The following is an 11,672-nucleotide window of genomic DNA, read 5'->3' on the forward strand; positions in this document are numbered from 1 at the left end:
TAAGATTGGTAAAACGCGCCACAATCTCGACTTAGAGTTTTGATTTCATTGGCTTTCGAAGACAGCGAGCACGGTAATTTTTAAGTAATGTAGAAGCAAGGTAATTACTCTTTAGTAATGTAATTTTTATTTTTACAAAACTCTTTATAAATCAATAACTTAAGCTAATTTTACCTTTCTCATTACTCAAAATCACCTTCCGAAGTAATCCAGCAAAGCTAATGAATACAGCGCTTTCGAAGATCCCGTCGTCCTCGCATTTCTCCATTACCTTTTTCCGATAGCCTTCCCGAAAATCCATGCTCGCTTGATCGATCAATACAGAGCAGCCAAACGCCGCCGTGGCGACCTCTCGCTTTTTTGCCTACACCTCGCAGGGATACGCGGGCTTCTTTCACCCTATAACGCCCTCTCCAGCGCCCAGCCTTTGCCGTCCTCAGACTGATGCAGCTATGCAGAAAAAAAGACCTATTTAGCCCGCAGGCGAGGTGGGGGGACGACGGCGCGCGCCGGGCATGTAGCAGGTCACCACCCCACAACGGGCACCAAAACAGTGCGAAAATATATTCCGTTCAGTCCCCTTCGAAGTGAATCTTCACAACCTATACTTGGCCTTGATGTGAACAATCCTGCCGAGAGAAGAATTAAATGCGAAGAGACATGGACTTGATCCGCGCCATTGTCCTCAAGTTGGAGTCATGGGAACTACGACCGGGGGCAATCATTGTTATCACTGACTTCGAGAATGACTTCCCGATTGAGGGGTATACTGCTGAACAGATTCGTTACCACATCAAGTTGATCGAAAGTGACGGATGGATCGATTCGGGCGGGCGGGGCTCGCTCTCCGCGTTCACATTCCGTAGCCTCACCTCTCGGGGTCACGATTTTGCCGACTCAGTCCGAGACGACAACATTTGGGCCATGACAAAGGACGGAGCGCTCAAAGCCGGGGGGTTCACTCTGGAGTTGTTGGGGAATCTTGCGAAAGGATTTGTCAAAAAGCAGTTGGAAAAACACACTGGCATCGAACTTTAAGCACGCAGCGAATAGCTGCATTGGGATTTTCCACCCACCTAGAATTTCTAGAGGCAGAAAAAAGTCACCAATCCAGGCGGCTTGTTGTGGTGGGGGCGCTGATTGCTATGAAGTGGGGCTCAACTCAAACGGCTTGAACCGTACCACCACCTCACCGACCCGGCCATTGAGCAACGCCAAACGCGGCTGGGTCGCTTTCAACTCCATGGTTGTTCTGACCTCCTCTGCCTCCTTCGGAGGGCCAAAGCCCCCAGCATTATTCGGCACGATGCACGTCTGCATGGGATAGACCCGCACCACTTCAGTAAAAACCAGGATGCCTAGTTGATTCTGCCGCTCTTATGAGACAGAGTACTTAGCTTTTACAAACTGGCTAAGACACACCTACCAACAATAGAGAACGATTATGATAGAAGTTAAAGAAGCCGTACTTGCTGCAAAAACAGCCGCCAAGGACTTCCTTTCCGACGACGTAGAATTAACAGAGCTACTTCTGGAAGAAGTTGAGCTAGATGAACGGCAGGGAGTATGGGTAATCACTCTTGGCTTCAACATGCCCAACAGAAACGCCCTAACAGGCCTCGGAACGGTCTTCAGCAATGACCGTTTCATTCGCAAATATAAAATATTCAACGTTGACATTAATACCGGCGCGGTCAAGTCGATGAAGATTCGGGATCTATGATCGAACATTACATAGCAAAGTATCGTACAAAAGGTATTTTGGTAGACACCAATCTTTTGCTGCTGCTCATGATCGGCAGGGTGTCGGAAGATCAGATACAGACATTCAAAAGAACAAAGATATTTACTAAATCCGATTTCCACCTCTTACTAAAAACAATAGACAAATTCGACAAACTCATAATAACACCAAACATACTCACTGAAGTCAGTAATCTTTCGAATGGTTTATCCGGCAGGAGCTTGGAGAGTTTTCACGACTCAATCAGATTTTCACTAGAAACAATTAAGGAAGTTTACATCACTAGTACTGTAATAACGGAAATTAACGGATTCTCAAAGTACGGCTTGGCTGACTCGGGGATCATTGCTGCCGCAAAAGATAACTACCTTGTTCTTTCTGACGACCTAAGATTCACAGGCTTTGCAGCACAACGAGGAATTGACTGCATCAATTTTAATCATGTGCGCGATGCGGAGTGGAGGCAATAATCTCTATTCACGAAGTTGATGTGTTCAACTCATAGGGCGAAAATTGAATCACCTCCTCCCCGATCCAATTATTCAATTGCATCATCCGTGACTGGATAGGCTCCAGCTCATTGGCTACCCAGATCTCGGTTGCCTCCCTAATCGAGCCAAAACCGCCCGCGTTCTGGGGAACAATGCCCATCAGTTGCGGCGGTATCCGTAGGCTGGCCAGCACATCATCACGGGTCTGATTCTTGATCGAGTTGAACTCGTCCTTTGCCGCCACCTCACTGACCGGGATCAGCTGAATTCCGTCTTTCTTGCCGGTCGGCGAGTACACAAATAGATTGCGAAAATTCCCCGGCCCCTTCGCATCCTTGAGCGCTTTACGCAGTGCATCGATATCGGCCTCCGTCTGCGCGGCGTCGGTCATGTACAAGATGAAGCCAGCATGACTGCCATTCTCGTAGTACTTACGCCGGAACAGAGTCGCGGACTCGTTGAGCAAGGCTGATTGCAGTGCGCTGATCCACTCCGGCAGCCCATAAATCTCCTGGTGCAGATCCGCCTCACGCAGGTGAAAGACGCTACCCGATTCGAACGCATGCTCATTTTTGAAGCCCTGCACCTGGTAGAACTTGCCCTCTGGCCCCGCCCGCATGTACTTCGCCAGCGGCGGTACCAGTTGCCGAGTGCCACCCAACACCGAGCGGCGGCGCTCCAGGTAACCGTTACCCAGGCATAACGAGTCCAGAGCGAATTGCTCAAATGCGGCTCGGGAAAACATCGGGTGCGGGATAAACGTCTTGCTCAGCAAGTTGCGCTTGAACATCAGTCCTGAGTGCAGGTGCACGCTCGCCCCGACCGAACGGGCCAGGCCGTCCAGGGACAGCGGCGGCTCGTACCAACGGCCGTTGAACCAACATTCCAGGTAATCGAAAACCTCCCGACCACCCAGTACGGGCGACGGGTCACCGAAACTGAAAACCTGCGTGCCCTGGCTAACTGGCGGCGTTTCGATGGCTGCGGGCACCAGGGCCTGATTGGCGTGCTGTTCGGTCATTTGAAAATCTCCATCCGCCCAGTATTGGCAGCGGTCTGCCCCTCAAGCGGTTCGTGATGCAATGCATGAAAGAGCGCCCACGCCAGGTCGGCATGGCCGGTGTTGTCGTTGCGCCCTGCGGTGTAGGTGTATTGGCGGCCGCCAGCGGTGACGGTCTTGCGTATCGCCATCAACGACTGCGCCATGTCCGTCCAGCCAGCATCGAACTCCAGCCGCCCCTTGTGGATCACGTCGTAGGCCTTGAGCACCAAACGGGTTTTCACTTCAGGCGAATAGCTGAAGGTGGTCACGGCCGGGAAGAACTGGCGAACCAGCTGGGCCACGCCGCTACCCAGCCCGGTGACATCAATGCCGATGTAGGTCACCCAGTAGCGGTCGCAGACGCTCTTGATAAAAGCGGCCTGCGCCGCAAAGTCCATCCCGCGAAACTGATGCCGCTCGAACACACGGAATTTGCCGCCCGGTACCAGCGGCGGCGCAACCACCACCAGCCCCGAACAGTCGCCCGTCTCGGCCGGGTCATAACCAATCCACACCTGCCGGTCGCCGAACGGCCTCATGGCAAACGGCTTGTAGTCCTCAGCCCACTCGACCCAGCTGTCGACCATGCAGGACTGCAACAACGCCAACGGGAAGATGCTCGCCCCATCGTCGACAAAATCGCACATCAGCAGGTTCGCGAATGCCTCGGGGCTGTACTCGCGGCGCAGCTCTTCGATGTCGAACAGGTCACAGCCACCCTGCTCCGCGTCGAGGATGTTGACGATCTGCCGCCACAAGCGATCCTCGCAGAGCCGCCCCTGCTGGAGCGCTCCATGGGACACGTCCACCTTCGTGTGCTGCGCCGCAGGCTTACCCTTGTTAAAGCGCTCACCCGTCCAGAAGGTGTACGCCTCATGGGCCATGCTGGACGGCGTCGAGAAGTAGGTTTTACGCCACTTCTTATGCATCGCCATGCCCGAAGCGACCTTGTTCAGCTCTTCAAACTTGAACGTCCAGAAGAATTCGTCGAAGTAGAAATTGCCATGGTAGCCCTGGGCAGTACGGGCATTGGTACCGAGGAAAAACAGCTCAGCGCCGTTGGGCAGCACAATGGGATCGCCGGTCAGCTCGACGCCGATCACCTCGCGGGCAAAGGCTTGGATGTAACCACGAAACAGGTACGCCTGGTTCTTCGAGGCCGACAGAAAAATCTGATTGCGCCCGGTGTCCAGGGCATCAATAAACGCCTCGCGGGCGAAGTAGTAAGTCGCGCCGATCTGCCGGCTCTTGAGGATGACACGAGTCCGCTGATTGCCGGCCCGGTACCAGTCTTTCTGGTAGTCGAAACAGCCATCGATAAACGCCTCGCGCAGCAGCTCGATCTGCTCTTCACTGATGTCGTTTTTCGGGGTTTTCTTCTTCGGCCCTTCGTTGCGCTTGGCCAGGTTCGGGTTAAGGTCGGTTTCGGTACCGCCGCTCTGAAAACGCTGAATGCGTGCCTGACGCTCAAGCTGCCGGTGCAGCAGATCGATCTCTTTGAAATCGCCGCCGCTCTTGTTGTCCTTGAGGATCAGCTGTACCAGCCGCGCCTCCAGCGCCCCGCCAATGCGCTCGACGTTGTCCGCCCGGTCCCACTCGTCGCGAGCCTTCCAGCTGTGTAGCGTTTTTTCCTTTTCGCCCGTAGCCTCGGCAATCTCGCAGACGCGCCAACCCATCCAGTACAGAAACTTGGATTGACGGCGGGGATCGATGGGCAGCAGTGCGGTCGTAGTCATGGCCGCGATGCTGCCGCCCATGCCTGCGACTCATATAGCACCATCCGTTGTATCCCGCGCCCCTACAGTCCCACCACGTTGTCGCCACTCGCGCGCGTCACGACCATGCCCCTCATCGCACCGCTTTCAGCGCCCCACGCATTGAGGATTCCCGGCATGAAGAAGTTTCGCAGCAACTGGTTCCGCGTCGCCGTCGAGGGCGCGACCTCGGACAAGCGCACTATCAAACGCGACTGGCTGGAACAGGCCGCCAAGAACTTTAACCCGTCCACCTACGGCGCCCGCATTTGGCTGGAGCATTTCCGCAGCCTGCTTCCGGACAGCCCGTTCAAGGCCTACGGCGATGTCCTCGCGGTGAGAACCGAAGAAATCGACATCAACGGTCAGAAGAAACTGGCGCTGTTCGCTCAGGTCGAGCCCACCGCCGACCTGATCGCCATGAACAAGGCCAAGCAGAAGATCTACACCTCGATTGAAATCGACGACAGCTTCGCCGACACCGGCGAGGCCTACATCGTCGGTCTTGCGGTCACTGATTCCCCGGCCAGCCTCGGCACCGACGTCCTCGCCTTCTCGGCACAGAAGCCGGACGTCAGTCCGTTCAAGGACCGCCACTATTCCGCGACCTCGATGTTCACCGAGGCGGTGGAGACCGAGTTGAAATTCGAAGAGTTCGAAGAAAAACCGAGCCTCGGCGCCCAGCTCTTCAGCAAGGTACAAGTCCTGCTCAAGGGCAAACAAACCAAGGACGACAACGAGTTCGCCCAGTTCAGCGAAGCGGTCGAAGCCGTCGCCGAACACGTCAAGGATCTGCCCGAACAACTTGCCGCCGAGAAGGCATTCACCGCTGGGCTAAAAACCCAGCTCGATCAACTGAGCCGGGACTTCACCGAGCTGAAAACCAAGCTCTCGACCACCCAAGACCACAACCAAAAAACACGTCCTCCGGTAACCGGCGGCGGAAACCAGGTCATGACCGACTGCTAACAGCCGGCCCACCCAGCCCCGAATAACCAAGGACGACTTCCATGCGCAACGACACCCGCAACCTCTTCAATGCCTACCTCGGCCAGTTGACCAAACTGCACGGCGTACCCGACGTCACCACCAAATTCGCCACCGCACCCAGCGTCACCCAGACATTGGAAACCCGCATGCAGGAGTCCAGTCAGTTCCTCAGCGCGATCAACATCTACGGCGTGACCGAGCAGATGGGCGAAAAGATCGGGATGGGTATTGGCGGGCCGAACGCCGGCACCACCGACACCACCCAGAAGGATCGCGAAACCACCGACATCACCACCCTTGATGACCGCGGCTACTTCTGCTCGCAGACCAACTTCGACACCCACCTGCGCTACAGCAAGCTGGATGCCTGGGCCAAGTTCCCCGACTTTCAGGCGCGCATCCGTGACGCGATCCTGAAGCGCCAAGCGTTGGACCGCATCCTGATCGGCTGGAACGGCACCAGCCGCGCCGCCACGTCGAACCCGGTGACCAATCCGCTGCGCCAGGACGTCAACATCGGTTGGCTGCAAAAGATGCGCACCGAGAACGCCGCCCGGGTGATGAAGGAAGTCGTCGAGGGTACAAACAAAATCACCATCGGTGCCGGCAAAGACTTCACCAACCTAGACGCCCTGGTCTTCAGCATGATCGAAGAATTCATTGCGCCCTGGTATCAGGAAGACCCGGATCTGGTGGTGATCTGCGGTCGCCAGCTGCTGGCTGACAAGTATTTCCCGATCATCAATAAAGAACACGCCCCGACCGAAATGCTGGCTGCTGACATCGTCACCAGCCAGAAGCGCCTGGGCAACTTGCCGGCGGTACGTGTGCCCTACTTCCCGGCTCGCGGGCTGCTGGTCACCAAGCTGGAAAACCTGTCGATCTACTGGCAGGAAGGCAGCCGCCGTCGCACCGTCCTCGACAACGCCAAGCGCGACCGCGTCGAGAACTACGAATCGGTCAACGACGCCTACGTCATCGAAGATCTGGAATGCGCGTCCCTTGCGGAAAACATCGACATCGCGGACGGCGGCCGCCCATGACCAATCCCTGCCGCCGTCATTTCCAACGCGTCACCGCCGCCATCGAGGCAGCAGCGGTCGCGCCCAACCAAACCATGGCCGGTGCCAACGCTTACGAACATCAGCTCAACCAGCTGCTGCAAGACCGCCTGCGCCTGAAACAGGTGCAATCGAATCAAGGCAAGGCCGAACTCAAACGCCAGTTGCTGCCGGACTACGTCCCCTACGTGCAAGGTGTACTGGAGGCCGGTCTGGGTGCGCAAGACGAAGTGCTGACCACCGTCATGGTGTGGCGCTTCGATGCTGGCGACTTCAGCGGTGGCCTCGACATCGCCATCTACGTGCTCAAACACAACATGGTGATGCCCGATCGCTTCGCCCGCACGTTGGGCTGCCTGGTCGCCGAAGAAGTCGCCACCGCGGCGTTCAAGGCCCAGAAAATCGGCGAGTCGTTTGACCTGGCGATTCTGCACCGCACCGCGCAACTGACCGACCCCGAAGACATGCCCGACCAAGCCCGCGCCAAGCTGTTCCTCGCGACCGGCCGCGCCACGTTGGAAGGCATTGCCGATGAGCAACCCGGTCAATCCGGCCAGCTGCAAGCGGGCATCGACCTGCTGAAAAAAGCCATCGCATTGCATGACGCTTGCGGCGGCAAAAAGGATCTGGAGCGGGCCGAACGCCTGCTCAATAAATTGACCGCCACTGGCGGCTAACCGAGCGTCCCCACGCACCCCGCCGGCTCGGGGCGGATCGGCCAGGCCACGTAACTGAACGTGAAGCCCCGACCACCGGCGACCCATTGAAGAGCGCACTGACATGAGCGGATTCATCGCCAGCGGCAAAGCGCCCGCCGGCCACATCAACACCGACCCCTTCTGGCCCTCCATCGACCTCGACGACGTGCGCGGCACCCTGCGCCTCGACGCCAGTGTCACGGCGATCCGGCTGGAAACCGCGACCATCGCCGCCGCCATCAGCCTCAATCGCGAACTCGCGGATTGGCACCAGACCAAACAAGCCGACGGCTATGCCACGCTGGCCGATGTGCCAGCCGGCAAGATCAAAAACGTGTCCGAGTACATCCACCTCTACCGGCGTGCCCTTTACGCCGCCACCGGCGCGGAAATCTGCGAACGCTATCGCTCCTACGACACCACCCACATTGGTCACCAGAACGCCGACGACCTCACCCCGGCCATCGACGAACTACGCCGCGACCAGCGCTGGGCCGTGCGTGATTTCCTCGGCCTCGGCCGCACCACCGTGGAGTTGATCTGATGCCCGTCACTGTCCGCACCCAGCAACACGACACCGTCGACGTGCTGTGCTGGCGTCACTACGGTCGCACCGCTGGCGTGACCGAAGCCGTGCTCAAAACCAACCCCGGCCTCGCCGATCACGGCCCGGTTCTGCCCCAGGGCCTAACCGTGCAAATGCCTGAAGCGCAAACCGCCGCGCCGCAGCGGCAGATGGTGAACCTATGGGACTGACCTACCACTCTGGACACTGGAGCCATGCGCATGCCTGACCGTCCCGACACCTGGGCCTGGCTCGAACAGCACTGGCCGACCCTCTACGCCGGCTTGCTGGCCCTGATCATCGCCGCCCTTCGCATCATCTACGGCGGTGGCACTTTGCGCCGCATGACCATTGAAGCCCCACTGTGCGGCGCACTGGCACTGGCCGCCAGCCATGGCTTGCCATTGCTGGGTATTTCCGCCACCACTGCGCCTTTTTTCGGCGGTATTATCGGCTTGCTCGGCGTGGAAGGAACCCGCGCCGCAGCCAGGAAATTTTTCATTCGCAAGGAAGCCTCACGATGAGCTCATTACGTCACGGCGACCGCTCGCAAGCGGTACGCCACCTGCAAACCAACCTGAACAATAACGGCGCCCGACTGATCGTTGACGGGCACTACGGCGACGCCACTGAAGTAGCCATGCGTGCCTATCAGCTGAGCGTCGGTCTGGTCACAGATGGCATCGCCGGCAGCAAAACACTGGCAGCGCTCGCCGGCGATGACTGCGAGCAGTTGCTGAAGCACGCAGACCTGGTCAACGCCGCACAACGTCTCGACATGCCGCTGGCAAACCTCTACGCCGTCAACGAAGTCGAATCAAAGGGCCGCGGTTTTCTCGACATCGGCAAGCCGGTGATCCTGTTCGAGCGGCACATCATGTACCGCCAGCTTTCGAAAGTTCGCCATGAACGCGATAACCCCGGCGAACTCAAACGCCGCGCCGATCAACTCGCCACCGCCCACCCGACCATCGTCAACCCGAAAGCCGGTGGCTACATCGGCGGCGCCGCCGAACATCAGCGGCTAGGCAGCGCCCGCGTTCTTGACAACATTTCCGCCCCGGAATCCGCCTCCTGGGGCGCCTTTCAGATCATGGGCTTTCACTGGAAACGCTTGGGCTATGCCAGCGTGCAAGACTTCGTCGCTGCCATGAGCGCAAACGAGTCACAACAATTCGACGCCTTCGTCCGCTTCATCGAGACCGACCCCAGCCTGTACAAGGCACTGAAGACCCGCCAATGGGCTGTGTTCGCCAAGCACTACAACGGGCCAGACTATCGACGAAACCTGTACGACATCAAACCCCAACGCGCCTACGAACGGCACGCTAAATGTGACTGCGGGCAGAACCGCGTCGATGCACCGCGGCCTGCAAGCGTCCCTCAACAGCAGCAGGCCTCCCCATGAACAAACCCGAAAGCCTGCGCACCCATCTGCTCGCCACCATACCCGAACTCCAGCACAGCCCCGACCGACTGCTGATCTTCATCGACAATGGCAAGGTCCGCTGCACAGCGGCCGCGAGCCTGTCATTCGAATACAGTTATGAGCTGCAGATCATCCTCACTGATTTCGCCGGGCATCCCGACAGCGTCATGCTGCCGGTGCTTGGCTGGGTAAGCGTGCATCATTCTCAGTTGCTGGAAAACCTGAACAAATCCGCTGACGGCATTCAGTTCGAGGCCGACATCCTTGACAACAGTAAAGTCGATCTGAGTTTGACTCTGCCACTGACCGAACGGGTGGTGGTGGGTAAGGACGACCAGGGCAACACCACCATCCGACATCCCGGCGAACCACAGAGGGCCGCCGCATTCCTCGATCCAAACTGGGTACCCGGAGCGCAGGGCACCGGTAGCGAATGGGTGCTGCCAGAATGACCAACCGCCTGGAAGCGCTGGAAGACTGGGCAGCCGGCCTGCTTGGGCAGCTTGAACCGGCATCGCGGAACAAGCTGGCTCCCAGCCTCGGCCAGGCGTTGCGCCGCAGCCAACAGCAACGAATCATTGCCCAGCGCAATCCGGATGGCAGCAAGTACGCGCCGCGTAAACAGAGTAATCTGCGGGGTAAACAGGAACGGGTGAAGCGAAAGGTTCAGATGTTCCAGAAGCTGCGTACCGCCAGACTTTTGAAGGTCCGGGTTGATGGCAATATAATCAACGTTGGATTCACGGGACGCATTGCGCGAATTGCCAGGGTGCACCAGTACGGTTTGAAAGACCGCGCCGAACATGGTGCCCCTTATGTGCAGTACGTACAACGGGAAGTGCTAGGCTTTACAGAAACGGACATTTATCTAATTCAAGAAGTAATACTCCGAAACCTAACACCACAACAAAAACAGAATAAAAAACAAAACCTTAAAACAACTAGACACTAAACAGCGGGAAAAATAGCCGATTCATCACACAAAACTTTAATATATTCTTTGTCAGGCTGCGCCCCCGCAATGCTAGCTAGTTCGCACCCTACGCCAGTAAAGGGAAACACTTTCGTATAAGCCACATCCAACCTCTTATCAGAAGATTCAGGAACAATATAATAACCATCAGAAAAATAATTCAGAAAAACTTTATCAGGATCATCTTCTTGAGCACCATACCAAATAAATCCATTATTCAGCAGGCCAATATCCTTAAGATGAGTTTCATTGTCAGTTGTAAGACCATTTACTCGTACAAACTCATAAAAACCCGTTGAAAAAACTGGTAAAACTCGACTTCCATCGTCCATCAAAAAAGAAAAACTACACAATCGAGTGAACAGATTTGCCTCCTCTGGAGTAAGAGACTTTACGGCTTGAAGAGTACGGGGCTTAAAACTCCCCGGCCTTGCTACCTCTCCGGCTAAAAGCTTGGACCAAATCTTTTGCATCTCAACATTGCCAATATCTTGTCCGAGATCAAAAAAATTGACAATCCAGTCTTCATCTACCTCCTGTACCGAAACTTCATTCGGGAGATATTCAGCGGCCCCTATCACTATTGCATCAATATTGTTTTGACGCCTAATTTCTCGGTAATTCATACGTTCCAACGCTCTGAGCGATACCGCATCGACTTGAGCATTCGCCTTTGCCAAAATCAAATTTGCTTTGGCTTCTGCCTTAGCATTACGAACTTTTCCAGTAGGCTCGTACAAAGCACCAATGCCCTTTGAGACCGACTCAATTAGCTTCGTCAGTGGTTCTGAGATGCCTTTAATATCGATCAAAGAAAACCCATCACTCATATCTACCGCCCCTTTATTCAACGCCATTAAATATTATAACGACTCAAAACCTCATAGGAGCTAAAGCAGCTAGCCACTTGAGAAATTTCGCTCAA

15 protein-coding genes are annotated in these 11,672 nt (G+C 56.1%); 12 read left to right on the plus strand and 3 right to left on the minus strand.

Going from position 1 to position 11,672, the window contains the following annotated elements:
• The first annotated feature begins 660 nt into the window (after positions 1–660).
• The 3 genes from ACA044_RS18955 (at position 661) to ACA044_RS18965 (ending at position 2,214) form a co-directional block, all read left to right on the plus strand.
• Positions 661–1,038, plus strand: a complete 378-nt coding sequence (locus ACA044_RS18955; RefSeq protein WP_497442760.1) for a DUF2513 domain-containing protein — start codon at positions 661–663, stop codon at positions 1,036–1,038.
• Positions 1,039–1,444: 406 nt separating this feature from the next.
• A complete protein-coding gene (locus ACA044_RS18960) occupies positions 1,445–1,723 on the plus strand; it encodes a hypothetical protein (protein WP_497442761.1) in 279 nt (92 codons plus the stop codon).
• On the plus strand, positions 1,720–2,214 hold the full coding sequence (locus ACA044_RS18965; RefSeq protein ID WP_497442762.1) for a PIN domain-containing protein: 495 nt from the start codon (positions 1,720–1,722) through the stop codon (positions 2,212–2,214). The genes ACA044_RS18960 and ACA044_RS18965 overlap by 4 nt, the downstream gene beginning before the upstream one ends.
• A gap of 7 nt (positions 2,215–2,221) precedes the next feature.
• Here ACA044_RS18965 and ACA044_RS18970 read toward each other — a convergent pair whose 3' ends face one another.
• Both ACA044_RS18970 and ACA044_RS18975 read right to left on the minus strand, forming a co-directional pair.
• The gene (locus ACA044_RS18970) at positions 2,222–3,256 is read right to left on the minus strand and encodes a phage portal protein (RefSeq protein ID WP_497442763.1); all 1,035 of its coding nucleotides are present in this window, start codon (positions 3,254–3,256) and stop codon (positions 2,222–2,224) included.
• Complete coding sequence (locus ACA044_RS18975; protein WP_497442764.1) at positions 3,253–5,013, minus strand: terminase ATPase subunit family protein; 1,761 nt, start codon at positions 5,011–5,013, stop codon at positions 3,253–3,255. The genes ACA044_RS18970 and ACA044_RS18975 overlap by 4 nt, the downstream gene beginning before the upstream one ends.
• A gap of 156 nt (positions 5,014–5,169) precedes the next feature.
• Between ACA044_RS18975 and ACA044_RS18980 the strand changes: the two genes are divergently transcribed.
• From ACA044_RS18980 to ACA044_RS19020, 9 genes are all read left to right on the plus strand, one after another.
• Positions 5,170–6,000: a GPO family capsid scaffolding protein gene (locus ACA044_RS18980; protein ID WP_497442765.1), complete on the plus strand. Its 831-nt coding sequence runs from the start codon at positions 5,170–5,172 to the stop codon at positions 5,998–6,000.
• 41 nt (positions 6,001–6,041) lie between these two features.
• On the plus strand, positions 6,042–7,064 hold the full coding sequence (locus ACA044_RS18985; protein ID WP_497442766.1) for a phage major capsid protein, P2 family: 1,023 nt from the start codon (positions 6,042–6,044) through the stop codon (positions 7,062–7,064).
• Positions 7,061–7,759 (plus strand): phage terminase small subunit, encoded by a 699-nt coding sequence (locus tag ACA044_RS18990; RefSeq protein ID WP_497442767.1) that lies wholly within the window; start codon positions 7,061–7,063, stop codon positions 7,757–7,759. Before ACA044_RS18985 ends, ACA044_RS18990 begins: the two co-directional genes overlap by 4 nt.
• A 103-nt stretch (positions 7,760–7,862) precedes the next feature.
• On the plus strand, positions 7,863–8,324 hold the full coding sequence (locus ACA044_RS18995) for a head completion/stabilization protein (RefSeq protein WP_497442768.1): 462 nt from the start codon (positions 7,863–7,865) through the stop codon (positions 8,322–8,324).
• Positions 8,324–8,536, plus strand: a complete 213-nt coding sequence (locus tag ACA044_RS19000) for a tail protein X (RefSeq protein ID WP_497442769.1) — start codon at positions 8,324–8,326, stop codon at positions 8,534–8,536. The genes ACA044_RS18995 and ACA044_RS19000 overlap by 1 nt, the downstream gene beginning before the upstream one ends.
• Before the next feature lie 30 nt (positions 8,537–8,566).
• A complete protein-coding gene (locus ACA044_RS19005) occupies positions 8,567–8,869 on the plus strand; it encodes a phage holin, lambda family (RefSeq protein ID WP_497442770.1) in 303 nt (100 codons plus the stop codon).
• Positions 8,866–9,753 carry an N-acetylmuramidase domain-containing protein gene (locus ACA044_RS19010; RefSeq protein WP_497442771.1) on the plus strand — a complete coding sequence of 296 codons (888 nt, stop codon included), beginning with the start codon at positions 8,866–8,868 and terminating at the stop codon, positions 9,751–9,753. Before ACA044_RS19005 ends, ACA044_RS19010 begins: the two co-directional genes overlap by 4 nt.
• Complete coding sequence (locus ACA044_RS19015) at positions 9,750–10,226, plus strand: phage tail protein (protein ID WP_497442772.1); 477 nt, start codon at positions 9,750–9,752, stop codon at positions 10,224–10,226. Before ACA044_RS19010 ends, ACA044_RS19015 begins: the two co-directional genes overlap by 4 nt.
• Positions 10,223–10,726, plus strand: coding sequence for a phage virion morphogenesis protein (locus tag ACA044_RS19020; RefSeq protein WP_497442773.1), 504 nt, complete (start codon positions 10,223–10,225; stop codon positions 10,724–10,726). The genes ACA044_RS19015 and ACA044_RS19020 overlap by 4 nt, the downstream gene beginning before the upstream one ends.
• Here the strand turns inward: ACA044_RS19020 and ACA044_RS19025 are convergent.
• Positions 10,723–11,577: a DUF2806 domain-containing protein gene (locus ACA044_RS19025; RefSeq protein WP_497442774.1), complete on the minus strand. Its 855-nt coding sequence runs from the start codon at positions 11,575–11,577 to the stop codon at positions 10,723–10,725. The genes ACA044_RS19020 and ACA044_RS19025 overlap by 4 nt on opposite strands.
• Positions 11,578–11,672 lie beyond the last annotated feature (95 nt).

Source organism: Pseudomonas sp. LBUM1673 (genome assembly GCF_059695645.1).

Coding starts and splice junctions, on each gene's coding strand:
- ACA044_RS19005 (WP_497442770.1), top strand. CDS start 8,567: ATGCCTGACCGTCCCGACACCTGGGCCTGGCTCGAACAGCACTGGCCG.
- ACA044_RS19025 (WP_497442774.1), bottom strand. CDS start 11,577: ATGAGTGATGGGTTTTCTTTGATCGATATTAAAGGCATCTCAGAACCA.
- ACA044_RS18955 (WP_497442760.1), top strand. CDS start 661: ATGGACTTGATCCGCGCCATTGTCCTCAAGTTGGAGTCATGGGAACTA.
- ACA044_RS18980 (WP_497442765.1), top strand. CDS start 5,170: ATGAAGAAGTTTCGCAGCAACTGGTTCCGCGTCGCCGTCGAGGGCGCG.
- ACA044_RS19000 (WP_497442769.1), top strand. CDS start 8,324: ATGCCCGTCACTGTCCGCACCCAGCAACACGACACCGTCGACGTGCTG.
- ACA044_RS19010 (WP_497442771.1), top strand. CDS start 8,866: ATGAGCTCATTACGTCACGGCGACCGCTCGCAAGCGGTACGCCACCTG.
- ACA044_RS19020 (WP_497442773.1), top strand. CDS start 10,223: ATGACCAACCGCCTGGAAGCGCTGGAAGACTGGGCAGCCGGCCTGCTT.
- ACA044_RS18975 (WP_497442764.1), bottom strand. CDS start 5,013: ATGACTACGACCGCACTGCTGCCCATCGATCCCCGCCGTCAATCCAAG.
- ACA044_RS18995 (WP_497442768.1), top strand. CDS start 7,863: ATGAGCGGATTCATCGCCAGCGGCAAAGCGCCCGCCGGCCACATCAAC.
- ACA044_RS18985 (WP_497442766.1), top strand. CDS start 6,042: ATGCGCAACGACACCCGCAACCTCTTCAATGCCTACCTCGGCCAGTTG.
- ACA044_RS18970 (WP_497442763.1), bottom strand. CDS start 3,256: ATGACCGAACAGCACGCCAATCAGGCCCTGGTGCCCGCAGCCATCGAA.
- ACA044_RS18965 (WP_497442762.1), top strand. CDS start 1,720: ATGATCGAACATTACATAGCAAAGTATCGTACAAAAGGTATTTTGGTA.
- ACA044_RS18960 (WP_497442761.1), top strand. CDS start 1,445: ATGATAGAAGTTAAAGAAGCCGTACTTGCTGCAAAAACAGCCGCCAAG.
- ACA044_RS18990 (WP_497442767.1), top strand. CDS start 7,061: ATGACCAATCCCTGCCGCCGTCATTTCCAACGCGTCACCGCCGCCATC.
- ACA044_RS19015 (WP_497442772.1), top strand. CDS start 9,750: ATGAACAAACCCGAAAGCCTGCGCACCCATCTGCTCGCCACCATACCC.